At 65.2% G+C, this 17,442-nt stretch carries 14 protein-coding genes; all 14 read left to right on the forward strand.

All coding sequences use genetic code 11. From position 1 onward, the window contains the following. The first annotated feature begins 74 nt into the window (after window positions 1-74). The 14 genes from J4G32_RS06435 to J4G32_RS06500 all read left to right on the forward strand — a co-directional run bounded on the left by J4G32_RS06435 (window position 75) and on the right by J4G32_RS06500 (window position 17,436). Window positions 75-1,964 (forward strand): extracellular solute-binding protein, encoded by a 1,890-nt coding sequence (locus J4G32_RS06435; protein ID WP_210485273.1) that lies wholly within the window; start codon window positions 75-77, stop codon window positions 1,962-1,964. Continuing rightward, entirely contained in the window at window positions 1,961-3,829 is a 1,869-nt protein-coding gene (locus J4G32_RS06440; RefSeq protein ID WP_210485274.1) for an extracellular solute-binding protein, read from the forward strand. Before J4G32_RS06435 ends, J4G32_RS06440 begins: the two co-directional genes overlap by 4 nt. A 100-nt stretch (window positions 3,830-3,929) precedes the next feature. Next, the gene (locus J4G32_RS06445; RefSeq protein ID WP_210485275.1) at window positions 3,930-5,042 is read left to right on the forward strand and encodes a microcin C ABC transporter permease YejB; all 1,113 of its coding nucleotides are present in this window, start codon (window positions 3,930-3,932) and stop codon (window positions 5,040-5,042) included. A gap of 1 nt (window position 5,043) precedes the next feature. Further along, complete coding sequence (locus J4G32_RS06450; RefSeq protein WP_210485276.1) at window positions 5,044-6,207, forward strand: ABC transporter permease; 1,164 nt, start codon at window positions 5,044-5,046, stop codon at window positions 6,205-6,207. Further along, entirely contained in the window at window positions 6,204-7,832 is a 1,629-nt protein-coding gene (locus J4G32_RS06455) for an ABC transporter ATP-binding protein (RefSeq protein WP_210485277.1), read from the forward strand. The genes J4G32_RS06450 and J4G32_RS06455 overlap by 4 nt, the downstream gene beginning before the upstream one ends. A gap of 14 nt (window positions 7,833-7,846) precedes the next feature. Continuing rightward, window positions 7,847-8,830 carry a cation diffusion facilitator family transporter gene (locus J4G32_RS06460; protein ID WP_210485278.1) on the forward strand — a complete coding sequence of 328 codons (984 nt, stop codon included), beginning with the start codon at window positions 7,847-7,849 and terminating at the stop codon, window positions 8,828-8,830. Window positions 8,831-8,895: 65 nt separating this feature from the next. Then, the gene (locus J4G32_RS06465; RefSeq protein WP_210485279.1) at window positions 8,896-10,116 is read left to right on the forward strand and encodes a phosphopentomutase; all 1,221 of its coding nucleotides are present in this window, start codon (window positions 8,896-8,898) and stop codon (window positions 10,114-10,116) included. Window positions 10,117-10,249: 133 nt separating this feature from the next. Beyond that, window positions 10,250-11,512, forward strand: a complete 1,263-nt coding sequence (locus tag J4G32_RS06470) for a GTP cyclohydrolase II (RefSeq protein ID WP_210485280.1) — start codon at window positions 10,250-10,252, stop codon at window positions 11,510-11,512. Window positions 11,513-11,607: 95 nt separating this feature from the next. Then, window positions 11,608-12,861, forward strand: coding sequence for a URC4/urg3 family protein (locus J4G32_RS06475; RefSeq protein WP_210485281.1), 1,254 nt, complete (start codon window positions 11,608-11,610; stop codon window positions 12,859-12,861). A gap of 37 nt (window positions 12,862-12,898) precedes the next feature. After that, window positions 12,899-13,528: a uracil phosphoribosyltransferase gene (upp, locus tag J4G32_RS06480; RefSeq protein WP_210485531.1), complete on the forward strand. Its 630-nt coding sequence runs from the start codon at window positions 12,899-12,901 to the stop codon at window positions 13,526-13,528. Window positions 13,529-13,575: 47 nt separating this feature from the next. Then, complete coding sequence (locus J4G32_RS06485) at window positions 13,576-14,493, forward strand: 2-dehydro-3-deoxygalactonokinase (protein ID WP_210485282.1); 918 nt, start codon at window positions 13,576-13,578, stop codon at window positions 14,491-14,493. Window positions 14,494-14,598: 105 nt separating this feature from the next. Continuing rightward, entirely contained in the window at window positions 14,599-16,098 is a 1,500-nt protein-coding gene (locus J4G32_RS06490) for a phosphomannomutase/phosphoglucomutase (RefSeq protein WP_210485283.1), read from the forward strand. A gap of 133 nt (window positions 16,099-16,231) precedes the next feature. After that, complete coding sequence (locus J4G32_RS06495) at window positions 16,232-16,579, forward strand: MarR family transcriptional regulator (protein ID WP_210485284.1); 348 nt, start codon at window positions 16,232-16,234, stop codon at window positions 16,577-16,579. Continuing rightward, entirely contained in the window at window positions 16,576-17,436 is an 861-nt protein-coding gene (locus J4G32_RS06500; RefSeq protein WP_210485285.1) for a C40 family peptidase, read from the forward strand. The genes J4G32_RS06495 and J4G32_RS06500 overlap by 4 nt, the downstream gene beginning before the upstream one ends. Window positions 17,437-17,442 lie beyond the last annotated feature (6 nt).

Below are 17,442 nucleotides of genomic sequence, written 5' to 3' on the forward strand. Positions count from 1 at the left end.
GAACAGCCGGGCCTTGCGTCCGGCTTTTCTTTTGTGCGCTATCCTTGCGTTCACGCCCGTGGGCGCAAAAATGTATGCGACCCGCGGCGCCGCCCGCGCGCAGGAGACGCCTTTTGATCCGCACCGTTCTGCAGAGCCTTTTCGTCGTCTGTCTCGCTGCCTCGCCGGTGGCGGCCCAGACCCCCGCTCCGCAATGGCGTCACGGCTCCGCCCTCCTCGACACGCCGAAATATCCGCCGGGTTTCAAGCACTTTGACTATGTGAACCCGGATGCGCCCAAGGGCGGCCTCGTGCGGCTGGGTGCCCAGGGCGCCTTCGACAGCTTCAACCTGGTGGTTGCCGGGGTGAAGGGCTCGCCCGAGCAGGGGCTCGGACTGATCTACGAGACGCTGACCACCGCCTCGCTGGACGAGCCGAGCGCCTCCTACGGGCTGCTGGCGGTAGCCTTCGCGTTTCCCGATGACTATTCGTCCGTGACCTTCCGGATGCGGCCCGACGCCCGCTGGCATGACGGCAGGCCGGTCACCGCCGAAGACGTGATTTTCTCGTTCGAGGTCCTGAAGGCCAACAGCCCGACCTACGCGTTCTATTACGGCAATGTGGTGAAGGCCGAGAAGATCGGCGAGCGCGACGTCAAGTTCACCTTCGACGAGAAAGGCAACCGCGAGCTTCCCCAGATCATGGGCCAGCTCCTGGTGCTGCCCAAGCACTGGTGGGAGGGCACCGCGCCCGACGGACGCAAGCGCGACGTCACCCAGACGACCCTGGAGCCGCCCCTGGGCTCCGGCCAGTATCGCCTCAAAAGCTTCGTTGCGGGGCGCAGCGCCGTCTATGAACGGGTAAAGGATTATTGGGGGGCTGCCCTCAACGTGAATGTCGGCAAGTGGAATTTCGACGAGATCCGTTACGAATATTATCGGGACGCGACGGTGCTGCTCGAAGCCTTCAAAGGCGACCAGATCGATTTTCGGGTCGAGAACAGCGCGCGCAACTGGGCCACCGGCTATAACTTTCCGGCCCGCGAGCAGGGCCGCGTGATCCTCGAGGAATTCCCGTCCCGCGCCTCCGGCGTGATGCAGGCCTTCGTGCTCAACCTGCGCCGCGAGAAATTCAGCGATGCGCGGGTCCGCCGGGCGCTCAACCTCGCCTTCCCGTTCGAGGATATCCGCAAGACCATCTTCTCCGGCCAGTACGAGCGCGTCTCCAGCTATTTCAACGGTCTCGAGCTTGCCTCATCGGGCCTGCCTGAGGGACCGGAACTTGCGATCCTCGAATCGCTGCGCGACAAGATCCCCGCCAAGGTCTTCACCGAGCCTTACGCCAATCCGGTCGCCGAGACGGCCGAGGCCGTGCGCAACAACCTGCGCGAGGCCGACCGCCTGCTGCGCGAGGCGGGCTGGGAGCTGAAGGATCGCAAGCGCGTCAACGCCAAAGGCGAGACGCTCACCATCGAATTGCTGGGCGACAGCCCCAATGACGAGCGGGTCTACCTGCCGTACAAATCCGCGCTCGACCGACTCGGCATCGTCACCTCCGTGAGGATCGTCGACGGCGTTCAACACGTCAACCGGACGCGTTCCTTCGACTTCGACATCGTGTCCGGCCTCTGGGGTCAATCCCTGTCGCCCGGCAACGAGCAGCGCGAATTCTGGGGATCGCAGGCGGCCCGGCGCGAAGGCTCGCGCAATCTTGCGGGCATCGCCGATCCCGGGGTCGACGCGCTGATCGACCGGGTGATCTTCGCCCGCGACCGCGCTGAACTCGTGGCCGCGACGAAAGCCCTCGACCGGGTGCTGCTCGCGCACGATTACATGGTCCCGCAATGGACCTACGGCCTGCAGCGCACCGCCCGGTGGAACCGCTACAGCCATCCCGAGACGCTTCCCCGCTACGGCGCGTCGGGCTTCCCGACCGTCTGGTGGTTCGACACGGCGAAAGCCCAAGCCACGGGGGCGATCAGATGACCGAATTGTCCCGCCGGACTCTCCTGCTCGGCAGCGCGATGGCGGGGCTCGCCGTCTCGCGGACGGGCCGCGCGTTCGCACAAGACGCTGGCGCGGAGCTTCACGGCCTGTCGAGTTTCGGCGATTTGAAATACGGGCCCGATTTCAAGCACTTCGACTACGTCAATCCATCGGCGCCCAAAGGCGGCATGCTCGCGATCCAGATCAAGCAGTCGACCGGCAACCAGAATTTCAACACCTTCAACACGCTCAACGTCTTCGTGCTTCGGGGCGACGGCGCGGCCGGAATTCCGGACACGTTCGATACGCTGATGGTGGGCTCGGGCGACGAGCCGGACGCGGTCTACGGCCTCGTGGCCAGAAGCGCGCAGGCCTCCGACGACCGATTGACCTATCGCTTCCGCCTGCGGCCGGAGGCGCGCTTTCACGACGGCTCCCGCCTCACCGCCGCTGACGTCGCTTTCTCTCTCGATGTGCTGAAGCAGAAGGGCCATCCGGTCTTCCGCTCGATTCTCACCCAGATGACAGCGGCCGAGGCCGAGGCCGACGATCTTCTGGTGGTGCGATTTTCGCCGGAGCGCAGCCGCGACCTGCATCTTGCGGTCGCCGGCATGCCGATCTTTTCCGCCGCCTTCTGGAAGGGCCGGGATTTCGAGGCGGCGACGCTCGAGGCGCCGCTTGGCTCCGGACCGTACAAGGTCGGCCGTTTCGAGACCGGCCGATTCATCGAGCTCGATCGGGTGGCCGATTACTGGGCGAAGGATCTGCCGGTCAATGTGGGCCAGAACAATTTCGACCGGGTTCGCTACGATTATTTCCGCGACCGGACGGTGGCCTTCGAGGCGTTCAAGAACGGCACGCTGAATTTCCAGGAAGAATACACCTCGCGGACCTGGGCGACCGGCTACGATTTTCCGGCTCTGCGCGAGGGCCGCGTCAAGAAGGAGACGCTGCCCAACGACGCCCCGGCGCCGATTCAAGGGTGGCATTTCAACACCCGCCGAGATGTCTTCAAGGATCCCCGGATCCGCGAGGCGATCGGCCTGGCGTTCGATTTCGAATGGACCAACGCGAACATCATGTTCGGCGCCTACAAGCGGCTCACATCCTATTTCGAAAATACCGACATGAAGGCGGAAGGCGCGCCCTCGCCCGAGGAAGTGGTCCTGCTGGAACCATTTCGCGCGTCGCTGCCGGCTTCCGTCTTCACCGAGCCCCTTATCCCGCCCGTCTCCGACGGGTCCGGCCAGGATCGTCGCCTGCTCCGGCGCGCCGACGAGCTTCTGCGCGCGGCGGGGTGCCGACGCGAAGGCAGCGTGCTCAAGTTGCCGAACGGGCAGCCCTTCGTCATCGAGTTCCTCGACTTCCAGGCCTCGCTCCAACCTCATACACAGCCGTTCCAGGCCAACCTGAAACGGCTCGGCATCGATGCGCGGTCGCGGATCGTGGACGCGGCCCAGTACCAGCGCCGGATGGACGAATACGACTTCGACATCGCCAGCCGGGCCTTGTCAGGCGCGGGGACGCCCGGCGACAGCCTGCGCGTCGTCTATGGGTCGAGCGCCGCCAAGTCGCCGGGCAGCCGCAACATCGCAGGCATCGCCGACCCGGCCGTCGACGCCCTCATCGAGCGCATCGCACAGGCCAAGACCCGCCAGGAACTGGTGGTCGCCTGCCGGGCGCTCGACCGGGTGCTGCGGGCCGGCCTCTACTGGGTGCCCATGTGGTTCAAGGCCAACACATGGCTGTCCTATTGGGACGAGTTCTCGCGGCCGGACACCAAGCCGGAGCTGAATTCCGGTGCGCCCGGCACCTGGTGGCACGACGCCGACAAGGCCCGGAAGTCGCGGCGGACCAACGCTTGAATTTGCTTTCGGGACGGTGGACGGGTTACGCCTTGCAGGACCGAAATCGGTTCCGCGCTCCTGATCCCGGCCCCTTCGGCCAAACCATCGAAAGAGCCTGATGCTCGCTTATATCGCGCGCCGCATCCTCCTGATGATCCCGACTCTGTTCGGCATCATGCTGATCTCGTTCGCCATCGTGCAATTCGCCCCCGGCGGTCCGGTCGAGCGGATCATCGCCCAGCTCCAGGGGCAGGATTCGAGCGCCACCTCGCGGATCTCGGGCGGCGGCGGCGATTTCTCCGGCGGCCAGAACGCCGCCGAGAGCGGGGCCGGTGACCAGTCCTCATCCCGCTATCGCGGTGCGCAGGGGCTCGATCCGCAATTCATCAAGCAGCTCGAAACCCAGTTCGGTTTTGACAAGCCGGCGCCTGAACGCTTCGCGAAGATGCTGTGGGATTATGCGCGGTTCGATTTTGGCAAGAGCTATTTCCGCGACATCTCGGTGCTGCAACTGATCGGCGAGAAGCTGCCGGTTTCGGTGTCGCTGGGCTTGTGGATGACGCTGCTGTCCTACGCCATCTCGATTCCACTCGGCATCCGCAAGGCCGTGAAGGACGGCTCGTCCTTCGACGTCTGGACCTCCGGCATCGTCATTATCGGCTATGCCATTCCGGGCTTTCTCTTCGCCATTCTGCTGATCGTGCTGTTTGCCGGCGGATCGTTCTGGCAGCTCTTTCCCTTGCGCGGACTGACGTCGGAGAACTGGGACCAGCTCTCGCTTGCGGGCAAGGCGGTGGATTACCTCTGGCACATCACGCTGCCCATCACCGCCATGGCGCTGGGGGCCTTTGCGACCTCGACGCTGCTGACCAAGAACTCGTTCCTCGACGAGATCCGCAAGCAATACGTCATCACCGCGCGCATGAAGGGATTGTCGGAGCGACAGGTGCTCTACGGGCACGTGTTCCGGAACGCGATGCTCATCGTCATCGCGGGGTTTCCCGGCGCGTTCATCGGGGCGTTCTTCGCCGGCGCGCTGCTGATCGAGACGATCTTCTCGCTCGACGGGCTCGGGCTTCTGTCCTTCGAGTCGATCGTCAACCGGGACTATCCGGTGGTGTTCGCCAACCTCTACATCTTCTCGCTCGTCGGCCTTGCGGTCAATCTGTTGTCGGACCTCACCTATACGTGGATCGATCCGCGCATCGATTTCGAAACGCGGGAGGTGTGACATGAACGAGACCATGGCGCTCCCCGCCTCGCTGCCTGCACCTGTCGCCCCGCCTCTGCCCAAGCAGGGCCTCATCAAGCTGTCGCCGCTGAACCGCCGCCGCTTGCAGAACTTCAAGGCCAACCGCCGCGGCTACTGGTCGTTCTGGATCTTCATGGTGCTGTTCGTGCTCAGCCTGTTCGCCGAGTTCATCGCCAACGACAAGCCCATCCTCGTCTCCTACAAGGGCGAGTGGCTCTCGCCCGCCATGGTCGATTACCCGGAGGAGAAATTCGGCGGGTTTCTCGCCCAGACCGATTACCGCGACCCCGTCATTGCCGACGAGATCGAGAAGAATGGCTGGATCCTGTGGGCGCCGGTGCGGTTCTCGTACAATACGCATAATCTCGACCTGCCGGTGCCAGCGCCCGCGCCCCCGACATGGATGCTGTCCGACGCCCAGTGCCAGACCATCGCGGCACGAAAAGGCGGCACCGGGTGTCGCGACATTGAATGGAACTGGCTCGGCACCGACGACCAGGGCCGCGACGTTGTGGCCCGCCTGATCTACGGCTTTCGCATCTCGGTTCTGTTCGGGCTTATTCTGGCCAGCATCTCGTCGGTCGTGGGCGTGCTCGCCGGTGCCGTACAGGGCTATTTCGGCGGCTGGGTCGATCTGATCTTCCAGCGCTTCATCGAGGTGTGGACGGCGATTCCGGCGCTTTACCTTCTCATCATCATCTCGGCCATCATCACGCCGAGCTTCTTCGTGCTGCTGGGAATCCTGCTGCTGTTCTCATGGGTGTCGCTCGTGGGCGTGGTGCGGGCCGAATTCCTTCGCGCCCGTAATCTCGAATACGTGCGCGCCGCGCGGGCTCTGGGTCTCTCGAACGTGGCGATCATGTTCCGGCACCTGTTGCCCAACGCCATGGTGGCGACGCTCACCTTCCTGCCCTTCATTCTCAACGGCTCGATCGCCACGCTCACGTCGCTGGATTTCCTCGGCTTCGGATTGCCGCCGGGCTCGCCCTCCCTCGGCGAGATGCTGGCGCAGGGCAAGGCCAACCTTCAGGCCCCCTGGCTCGGCCTCACCGGCTTCTTCGTCATTGCCCTGATGCTCAGCCTGTTGATCTTCATCGGCGAGGCGGTGCGTGACGCCTTCGATCCGCGCAAGGCTTTCCAATGACCGAACCGCTGCTTTCCGTTCAGGATCTGTCGGTCGCCTTTCGCCAGAGCGGCACCGACACGCTCGCTGTCGATCGGATCTCGTTCGACATTCAGCCCGGCGAGACGCTGGCGCTGGTGGGCGAATCCGGCTCGGGCAAATCCGTCTCGGCGCTGTCGATCCTGAAGCTCCTTCCGTACCCGTCCGCCCATCACCCATCCGGTCGCATCCTCTTCAAGGGAAGGGATCTGATCGCTTCCGACGAGGATGCGATGCGGCGCGTGCGCGGCTCGGACATCACCATGGTGTTCCAGGAGCCGATGACCTCGCTCAACCCGCTCCACACCATCGAGCGGCAGGTGGGCGAGATCCTGAAGGTCCACAAGGGGCTGTCCGAGCGGCAGGCGCGCGAGCGCACGCTGGAACTGCTGGCGCTCGTCGGAATCCGCGATGCGGAAAGCCGGCTCGACGCCTATCCGCACCAGCTGTCGGGCGGGCAAAGGCAGCGCGTGATGATCGCCATGTGCCTTGCCAACGAGCCCGACCTGCTGATCGCCGACGAACCCACGACGGCCCTCGACGTGACCGTGCAGGCGCAGATCCTGAAACTGCTGGCGGAGCTGAAAAGCCGCCTGAATATGTCGATGCTTTTCATCACCCATGACTTGGGAATTGTCCGCAAGGTGGCGGACCGGGTCTGCGTGATGCTGAAAGGCCAGATCGTCGAGCAGGGCCGCGTCGAGGACGTCTTCCGCGATCCCCAGCATGCCTACACGCAAAAGCTGCTCGCCGCCGAACCCAAGGGCCGCGCCAATCCCGTGGCCGAAGGCGCGCCGACGGTGGTGGAAGCCGGTCCCATCAAGGTGTGGTTTCCGATCAAGCGCGGCTTCTTCCGCAAGACCGTCGGCTATGTGAAGGCGGTCGACGGCGTGTCGGTCCGCATCCGCAAGGGCGAGACGGTCGGCATCGTGGGCGAATCCGGTTCGGGCAAGACCACGCTGGGCCTTGCGATCATTCGTCTCGTGTCGTCCGACGGTCCCATCGTGTTCCTCGGGAACCGCATCGACCACCTGCGCGCCAACGAGATCCGGCCGATGCGCAAGGATCTCCAGGTCGTGTTCCAGGACCCCTACGGATCGCTCTCGCCGCGCATGTCGATCGCCGAGATCGTCGCCGAAGGCCTGAAGGTCCAGAACAAGGGGCTTGACTACCTGGAGCAGCGGGAGATCGTGGCGCGCGCCCTCTTCGATGTGGGCCTCGATCCAGCCGCGATGGATCGCTATCCGCACGAGTTTTCGGGTGGGCAGCGCCAGCGCATCGCGATCGCCCGCGCGATGGCGCTGGAGCCGCAATTCATCATGCTCGACGAGCCCACCTCCGCCCTCGACATGTCGGTGCAGGTGCAGATCGTGGAATTGCTCCGCGACCTCCAGAAGCGACGCAACCTCGCCTACATGTTCATCAGTCATGACCTCAGGGTCGTGCGCGCCCTCGCCAACCATGTCATCGTCATGCAGGACGGCAAGGTGGTCGAGGAAGGCTCCGCGCAGAGCATCTTCGATTCACCGCAGACGGCCTATACGCGGGCTCTCTTCGCAGCCGCCTTCAATCTGGAAGCCGACGTCGTCGACGCCGTCCGGCAGTAACCCCGGTCAGTCCCATGAGCGCTCATCATCATTCGGGACATTCCCCTCACGGACATGCTCACGCGCCTCCGGCGGGACACGGTCGCGCCTTCATCATCGGCATTGTGCTCAACCTGGCCTTCGTGGGCATCGAGGCGACCTACGGGTTCCTCGCCGATTCCATGGCGCTGCTCTCCGATGCCGGCCACAATCTCAGCGACGTCCTCGGTCTGGCAATCGCCGGCGGCGCGGCGGTGCTGGCCCGGCGCGGACCCTCGGAACGGTTCACCTACGGGCTGAGATCGGGCACGATCCTGGCGGCCCTCTTCAACGCCCTGCTGCTGTTGGTGGCGGTAGGCGGCATCGTCTGGGAATCCATCGACCGGCTGCTCAATCCGGCGCCGGTTGCCGCCGTCACCGTGATGATCGTGGCGGGCGTCGGAATCCTGATCAACGGGTTCACCGCCTGGCTCTTCGTTCGCGGCCGCAAGGACGACATCAACATCCAGGGCGCGTTTCTCCACATGGCGGCAGATGCCGTGGTGTCGCTCGGCGTCGTGCTCGCGGGCGGGGTCATCCTGCTGACGGGCCTGACGATCATCGACCCGCTGATCAGTCTCGTAATCGCCGGCGTCATCGTGTGGACGACCTGGGACCTGCTGCGTCAGTCGCTCACCCTGTCGCTGCAGGGCGTGCCAGCGACCGTCTCGGTGCCGGCCGTCAGGCAGGCCCTCGAGACTTTGCCGGGCGTCGCCCGCGTCCATCACCTCCATGTCTGGGCGGTGAGCACCACCGAGACCGCCCTCACCTGCCACCTCGTCATGCCCGACGGACATCCGGGCAACGGATTTCTGGCCCGGACCCAGGCCGACCTCAAGAAGCAGTTCGGCATCGGCCACGCCACGCTGCAGATCGAGATCGGCAGCGAGCCTTCGCCGCGCCCGCCTGAGGCCTGCCCGCTCGAGGCCAGCGCTGCCGTGTCCCATGATCATGATCGCGGGACGCCGCACAAGCATTAGCGTTTTCGGGCCGGCCGCTGTAATGCCGTATCGGTGACAGAACTGGCAGCCCGAAGGACCTCATCATGCCCCGTGCTCTCATCATCGTGCTGGATTCCGTCGGGATCGGCGGCGCCGAGGACGCGTCCGATTATGGCGATGCCGGCGCCGACACCGTCGGCCATATCGCCGAGGCCTGCCGGGATGGTCGGGGAGATCGGGACGGGTTGCGCCAGGGTCCCTTGCATCTGCCACACCTCGTTTCGCTCGGCCTCGGCCTTGCCTGTCAGGCGTCCACGGGCCGGATTCCGCCGGGCCTTGAGCTTGAGGGTGCCCTTAAGGGAGCGTGGGGTTACGGGGTCGAGACCTCCCGCGGCAAGGATACGCCGTCCGGCCATTGGGAGATTGCCGGCGTGCCGGTCGATTTCGACTGGGGCTACTTTCCCAACACCGTCCCGTCCTTCCCGACAGCCCTCACGGACGCGCTGGTCGCCCGGGGACAGCTTCCGGGCATCCTGGGCAACAAGCATGCGTCCGGCACCGACATCATCGACGAATGCGGCGCGGAGCATGTGCGCAGCGGCAAGCCCATCTGCTACACGTCCGTCGACAGCGTTCTGCAGATCGCAGCCCACGAGGAGACCTTCGGCCTTCAACGGCTCTACGCGCTCTGCGCCATCGCTCGCGACCTCTGCGATCCCCTGAATATCGGTCGGGTCATTGCCAGACCCTTCATCGGCACCGCCGAGGGCGGGTTTCGCCGCACCGGCAACCGCAAGGATTTTGCCACCCAGCCCCCTGCCGACACATTTCTCGATCGGCTCGCCACCGAAGGGCGCGCAATCGTCACCGTGGGCAAGATCGGCGACATCTTCGCCCATCGCAGCACGGGCCGGGAAATCAAGCCGAACGGCAACGAGGCCTGCCTGACCGCGGCCATCGACGCCATGGGGACCCTTGCCGATGGCGGCCTCGTCTTTGCCAACCTCGTCGACTTCGACAGCGAGTTCGGTCATCGGCGCGACATTCCGGGATACGCCGCAGCGCTGGAAGCGTTCGACCGGCGGGTGCCTGAAATCGCGGCGGCCTTGCGGGCGGGCGATCTCGCGATCATCACCGCCGATCACGGCAACGACCCGACCTGGCACGGGACGGACCACACAAGGGAGCACACGCCCATCCTCTGCTTCGGCCCCGGCATCGCCCCCGGTCCCATCGGCCGGAGGGAGAGTTTTGCCGATATCGGCGCGAAGACGCTGGCCCATCTGGGGCTGCGTCAATCCGCCAAGGCCGCGCTTTGGCCATGAATCGACCCTCGACGGACGGGAGACATTGACGCGCGCGTTACTTTGGATCAGATTCTAACGGATCGTCAGGAGGCCCTCCGCGCGATCGCCTGGAGAGTTCTCCCGCTCTTTTCCGTGGAAGAACCAACCGTCAATGACCTCGCCCAACCGCTCGACGCATATTCGGCTGACGACCCATCCCGAACCCAACACCGCAACGGCACGCCGCCCCGTCGCCTGGGGGGTGGGCGATCCGAAAACGCGCGCGCCTATCGTGGGATCGGTGACCAATCCGGCCGATCGCAACGTGATTGGCGCGCATGGCGGCTCCTACGCGCTCTACCGGGCCCTGGCGATTTCCGCGCGCGCCCTCAATCCCCTGGCACGGCCGGATCTCCACAACACGCACCCGACCGCCATCATCGGCCCGCATCCGCAATGGTCCGAGCCCGGCAAGATCGTGTCGCTTGATCCCTGGGGCCACATGGTCGGCGAAATCTATGCCGAGGAGATCGCCAGCGGCATCGACATCCGGCCCACCATCGCCATCACCAAGGCGCGCCTGAACATGCCGGAGATTCTCGGCGCGATGGCCGCCAAGCGCCTGAAGGCGGACGGCACGGTCCTGCACGAATCCGGCGATATCTCGGTCACCAAGGTGGCGGTCGACCCGGTCTGGTACCTGCCCGGCGTCGCGGCCCGGTTCGGGACATCGGAGGGCGAGCTGCGCCGGACCCTGTTCGAACAGACCGGCGGCATGTTCCCCGAGCTCGTCACCCGTCCGGACATGAACGTCTTCCTGCCACCGATCGGCAACATCACGGTCTACATCATGGGCGAGGTCGAGGGATTGGGCGATCCCAAGCGCCGGATCGCCTGCCGGGTCCATGACGAGTGCAATGGATCGGATGTGTTCGGCTCCGACATCTGCACCTGCAGGCCTTATCTGGTTCATGGCATCGAGGAATCGGTCCGGGAGGCGCAGAACGGCGGCGTCGGCGTCATCGCCTATAACCGCAAAGAAGGCCGGGCGCTTGGCGAAGTCACCAAGTTTCTCGTCTACAACGCCCGCAAGCGCCAGGAGGGCGGGGATTCGGCCGCCACCTATTTCGAGCGGACGGAGTGCGTCGCCGGGGTCCAGGATGCGCGCTTCCAGCAACTCATGCCGGACGTGCTGCATTGGCTCGGCATCCGCCGCATCGACCGGCTGATGTCCATGTCGAACATGAAATACGACGCCATCGTCGGTTCCGGCATCGAGGTGGTCGAGCGCGTGCCCATCCCGCCGGGGCTGGTGCCGCCCGACGCCCAGGTGGAGATCGAGGCGAAGAAAGCAGCCGGCTATTATTCGCCCGAGGGACCGGCGGATTCGGCCGGTCTCGATCAGGTCAAGGGCCGCGATCTCGAGCGGTTCTAGGGCCGTCCGCTTGACAGGGACCGGACAGGCGGGACACACCCGTGAACCATTGGCAGGCGCGCGCACGCGGCCCATCATTTTCACCGGAGCGTCCCGTGACGGATCAGCCGACGTTGTCTCCTGAAACACTGGCCGCCAAAAGTCTCCTCACCGCTGCTTCCGTTCGTGAGCGCGCCCACCGCATGCTGGCTCTGGGGATCGAGGGCAAGCTCGCGCATTTCAGCGTGCATCTGAACCGCCTCGACGCCTGCGCGGACGAGGTCGTCACGACGATCCGCGACGCCTATCCGTCCCTCGACATCCCGTTCCATGCCCGGTGGCGGCACTTTTCGGCTGGCGGACACGAGCGCTGGGGTGCCGTGATGCAGAGCGCGCCATGGGCGGAGGTCGGGCAGATGGCCCGCGCCGCCTTCGATCTCGCCATCGTGTCGGTGCTTCTGGATGCCGGCGCCGGACCTGCCTGGCGCTATGTGGAAGGGCGGACGGGGGAAACCTACAGCCGCTCCGAGGGTCTTGCGGTTGCGAGCTTCGAGATGTTCGTGGCCGGTGCCTTTTCCAGCAATCCGGACGATCCGTTCCGGGTCGACGCGGATGTGCTGCTGACGCTCACGGCCGAGGATCTTGCCGAAGGCTTTCAGGTGACAGCCGACAATCCTCTCGTGGGTCTCGAGGGAAGGGCGGCGCTCCTCAACCGGCTCGGACGCACCATCGTCATCAACCCCGATATCTTCGCGCAGCATGACGATCCGCGCCCCGGCGGCCTGTTCGACGTGATCGCGGCCACCGCCGACGAAGACCGCATTCGCGCCACCGCCATCCTCGACGCGCTGCTCACCTATCTGGGCCCGATCTGGCCCGGGCGGATTGCGCTTGGCGGGATCGACCTCGGCGATACCTGGCGTTATCCAGGCCTTCAGGTCCCCGATGCCACCGATGGGCTGGTGCCGTTCCACAAGCTGTCGCAATGGCTGTCCTATTCGCTGATCGAGCCGCTGGAATGGGCGGGCTACACGGTCGTGGACCTCGACGGCCTGACGGGCCTGCCCGAATATCGCAATGGCGGGCTCTTTCTCGATACCGGCGTGATCGCCCTGAAGGACCCGTCGGAGGCCGCTGTTGCGCAGCAGGTCGATTCGGCCCTCGTGGTCGAGTGGCGCGCCCTGACAGTGGCGCTTCTCGATCTGGTGGCCGAGCCCGTCCGCAAGGTGCTCGGCCTGAATGCCGGCGACTTCCCGCTGGCCAAGGTGCTCGAAGGCGGGACCTGGGCGACCGGGCGTCGCCTTGCCCGGGAGAAGCGCCCCGATGGCTCGCCGCCCCTCTCCGTGATCAGCGACGGAACCGTGTTTTAATGAACAGCCACCACCAACAACAGAGGGTCTCGGCATGATGCAGGGTGTTACCGTCGTCGATCATCCGCTCGTCCAGCACAAGCTCACGCTCATGCGCGAGAAGGAGCGCTCGACGAAGGGATTCCGGCAGTTGCTGAATGAGATCGGCATGCTGCTGTGTTACGAGGTCACCCGCGACCTGCCGATCGAGCGGATCACCATCGAGACCCCCCTCACCACCATTGAGGGCGCGCAGATCGCCGGCAAGAAGCTCGTCCTTGCGCCGATCCTGCGCGCAGGTGTGGGTTTTCTCGACGGCATGCTCACTCTCGTTCCGGCGGCCCGCGTGGCGCATATCGGGCTCTATCGGGACCCGGAATCGCTGCAGGCGGTGGAATACTACTTCAAGGCCCCGTCCGATCTCGCCGACCGCATGGTGCTGGTGCTGGACCCGATGCTCGCGACCGCCAACTCGGCCGTCGCCGCCATCGATCGCTTAAAAGAACGTGGCGCCAAGGATCTCCGTTTCGTCTGCCTGCTCGCCGCCCCGGAGGGAATTGAGAAACTTCGCGGCGCGCATCCTGAAGTGCCGATCTGGACGGCCGCCATCGATGAGCGCCTCAACGATCACGGCTATATCCTGCCGGGCCTCGGGGACGCCGGCGACCGCATGTACGGCACCCGCTGAGCCAGGTCCCACCGTCGCCTGACATCGCGCCCGCGAGGACATTCGCCATGCGTTTCATCGTCGCCGATTGGGGCACCAGCCGATTTCGCGCCTATCGCGTGGAGGGCGAGACGATCCTCGACGAGATCAGTTCGGACGAAGGCGTCTCAGCCCTTCAGACGGGCCAGCACAGGGATGTGTTCTTGCGCCATTGCGGCGAATGGCTGGCGGCTGAGCCGAGACTGCCGGTGCTGCTGGTGGGTATGGTGGGGAGCCGCGAGGGCTGGGCGATGACGCCCTATGTACCCTGCCCGGCCGGCCCCGCCGAGATCGCCCGCGGATTGGTGTCTGTCGACCTGGGGCAAGGCCGGACCGGCTGGATCGTCCCCGGACTCGTGGATGAGCCCAACGGAATCGACGTGGACGTGATGCGCGGCGAGGAGACGCTGGCCCTCGGCTCCGGCATCCGCGACGGGCTCGTCTGTTCGCCCGGTACTCACCCGAAATGGATCGCCATGCGCGATGGGCGGGTCGCGCATTTTTGCACCTATATGACCGGCGAGATGTACGCCCTGCTCTGCGACCATTCGATGATCGGGCGGCCGGCCGCCGACCCGGAGGATCAGACCGGCTTTGACCTTGGGCTCGACGCGTCCGAGCGCAATCGCGGCCCATCGGACGACAAACGCGTGGGGCTCCTGCACCTGCTTTTCGCGGCCCGCGCGGCGGTCGTTGCGGGGCGCATGAGTCCGAACCTCCTGCGCCCCTACCTGTCGGGGCTGCTGACCGGAGACGAGCTGAATGGCGCCCTGTCGCAATTCGGCCACCCCACCAGCGTGACGATCCTGGCCGACCCACCCCGGGCCGCCCTCTACGAACGCGCCCTGGCCCGACGCGGCGTCGAGACCCTCACCCGATCGCCGCGCGAGGCACTCCTTGCCGGACTGGCGCGGCTCCTTCGCGAAGGGTCCATCCCGCCAGCCTGACACCACAAGCGTTCATTCCGATGCGGCAAGCGGGTGGTCAGCAGCCATTCATCGCGATAGCGTAAACGTCACACCCTTCTGCCCACCTCCAGTTTCGGATGGATCATGTTTCCCAAGCCCCAGACTGCCCTCTCGCCCAACACTTTCGAGTACGAATCCTTCCCCCTCGTGAAGCCGACCGGATTTCGGGAATACGATGCCCGCTGGCTGTTCGAGAAAGAGATCAATCTCATGGGCGTCCAGGCGCTCGGCATGGGGCTGGGCACTCTGATCCACGAAATGGGCGTGCGCCCCGACATCGTCACCGGCCACGACTTTCGCGGCTATTCGTCGGCGATCAAATACGCGCTCGTCTCGGGCATGATGGCGGCCGGGCTGCGGGTCAAGGATGTGGGGCTGGCGCTCTCGCCGATGGCCTATTTCGGCCAGTTCGACCTCGATTGCCCGGCGGTGGCCATGGTCACCGCCTCGCATAACGACAATGGCTGGACCGGCGTGAAGATGGGCGCCAACCGTCCCATGACCTTTGGCCCCGAGGAAATGGGCCGGCTGAAGGATATCGTGATGAACGCTGCCTTCACCCTCAAGGAGGGCGGCAGCTACACCTTCGTCGAGGGCTTCCGCGACCGCTATATCGCCGACCTGACGAACCGCCCCAAGCTCAAGCGCAAGCTGCGCGTCGTGGCGGCCTGCGGTAACGGCACGGCGGGCGCTTTCGCTCCGCAGGTGCTGGAAATGATCGGCTGCGAGGTCATCCCGCTCGATACCAATCTCGACCACACCTTCCCGCGCTACAATCCCAATCCTGAAGACATGAAGATGCTTCACGCGATCGCCGACAAGGTGCGCGAGTCGGGCGCGGATGTGGGTCTGGGCTTCGACGGCGACGGCGACCGCTGCGGCGTGGTCGACAATAACGGCGACGAGATCTTCGCCGACAAGATTGGCGTCATGCTGGCGCGGGACCTCTCCAAGCTGCACCCCAACGCGCAGTTCGTCGTCGACGTGAAATCAACCGGATTGTTTGCCACCGATCCGGTGCTTTTGGCGCAAGGCGCGAAGACCGATTACTGGAAGACAGGCCATTCCTACATCAAGCGCCGGGTCAACGAGTTGTCGGCTCTGGCGGGCTTCGAGAAATCGGGCCACTTCTTCTTCAACACGCCGGTCGGACGGGGCTATGACGACGGCATCCTGACGGCCATTGCGGTCTGCGAAATGCTCGACCGCAATCCCGGCAAGTCGATGGCCGACCTCTACAACGCCGTGCCGAAAACCTGGGGCTCGCCCACGATGGCGGCCAAATGCGCCGACGAGGTGAAATATCAGGTCGTCGACCGGGTCGTGGAGCGGTTCAAGGCGATCAACGCCAAGAAGGAGAAGGTCGGCGGTCACGCGATCGTGGATCTCATCACGGTCAACGGCGTGCGCGTCGTGACCGATGACGGCACCTGGGGCCTCGTGCGCGCCTCGTCCAACAAGCCCGAACTGGTGGTCGTCGTGGAAAGCCCGGTTTCCGAGGCCCGCACGCGGGCGATGTTCAAGGTGGTGGACGACGTGCTGCGGGAAAACGCGGAAGTCGGCGCCTATAACCAGACCCTCTGATCCATGCTCCGGGCCGGCCAAACCGGCCCGGATGCGTTGCGCCTGCTATCCTTCGTCAACGATGATGGCAGCGCAACGTTTGCACCTGCGGTCCCGGATGCCATAATACGGGACCGAAACGAATGGTGCGGCGATGCCTGTTGATATTCGATCCTCGCAGAGCCTGCGCCTCTGGCACGATGTCCATCTCGACCTCGTTCACCAGGGCGACGATCTCTCGTCGCGGCAGATCGCGATCCTGCTCACGATCTACCTCGAGACCCCGCCCCATACGGTGCGGGGCCTCGCCCGCAAGCTCGGGGTCACGAAACCAGTCGTGACCCGGGCGCTCGATACCATGGGCAAGCTCGATCTTGTGTCGCGCCGCCGCGACGAGGTCGACCGCCGCAACGTCATTATTCAACGCACCGTCGTGGGCGCCCTGGCGGTCGAACGCCTGGGCGACACCATCTCGGCGCGGGCCAAGGAACTGCCGCGATGACCTTCGACCGCCGGACCACCGCCCATCGTCCCGATCTCGCCTGCGAATCCCTGCGCGGTCAGGTCTCCGCGGAGCGCTTCACGCGCGGACAACCGCGCCAGATCGCGGTCGCCTACGAGTCGCTGCACCGCCATCCCTCCCCGGATGCCCCGGTCGACACGCAGGCGCTCTTTGGCGAAAGGGTCGACGTCTTCGACGAGCGCGACGGGTGGGCCTGGGTCCAATTGCGGGCCGACCGCTATGTCGGGTATGTGCCGGCCCGGTCGCTCATGGCGGTCGGTGTCGAAGCCACCCACACAGTCGCGACCTTGCGCACGTTCGTTTATCCTGACGCCAATCTGAAGCTTCCCAACCTCGGCCTGCTGTCTCTTCACAGCCGCGTCAGCGTCGTCGGCACCGAAGGTGATTTTGCTCAGCTCGCAACCGGCGGATGGGTGATCGCCGCGCATCTGTCGCCTGCCGGCTCAGCCGTTGCGGACTTCGTGGCGGTGGCCGAGCGGTTCCTCCACACCCCTTACCTCTGGGGCGGCAAAACGAGTATCGGCATCGACTGCTCGGGTCTCGCCCAGACGGCACTTGCGGCCGCAGGCATTGCCGCCCCTCGCGACTCCGACATGCAGGAACGCGAAGTCGGAAGCCCTGTCGAGATCCGGTCCGATCTTTCCGGCCTCCAGCGCGGCGACCTGATTTTCTGGAAGGGGCATGTGGCGTTGATGCAGGACGCCACCCGGATGATCCACGCGACCGGCCATACCATGACGGTCATCACCGAGCCGCTTGCTGTGGCGGAAGAGCGGATCAGGACCGGCGGCTACGGCCCCATCACGTCCATCAGGCGGCCTGCGGCTTCCCGCTGAAACGCG

This window comes from Microvirga antarctica (genome assembly GCF_017921815.1).
Lineage (GTDB): Bacteria > Pseudomonadota > Alphaproteobacteria > Rhizobiales > Beijerinckiaceae > Microvirga > Microvirga antarctica.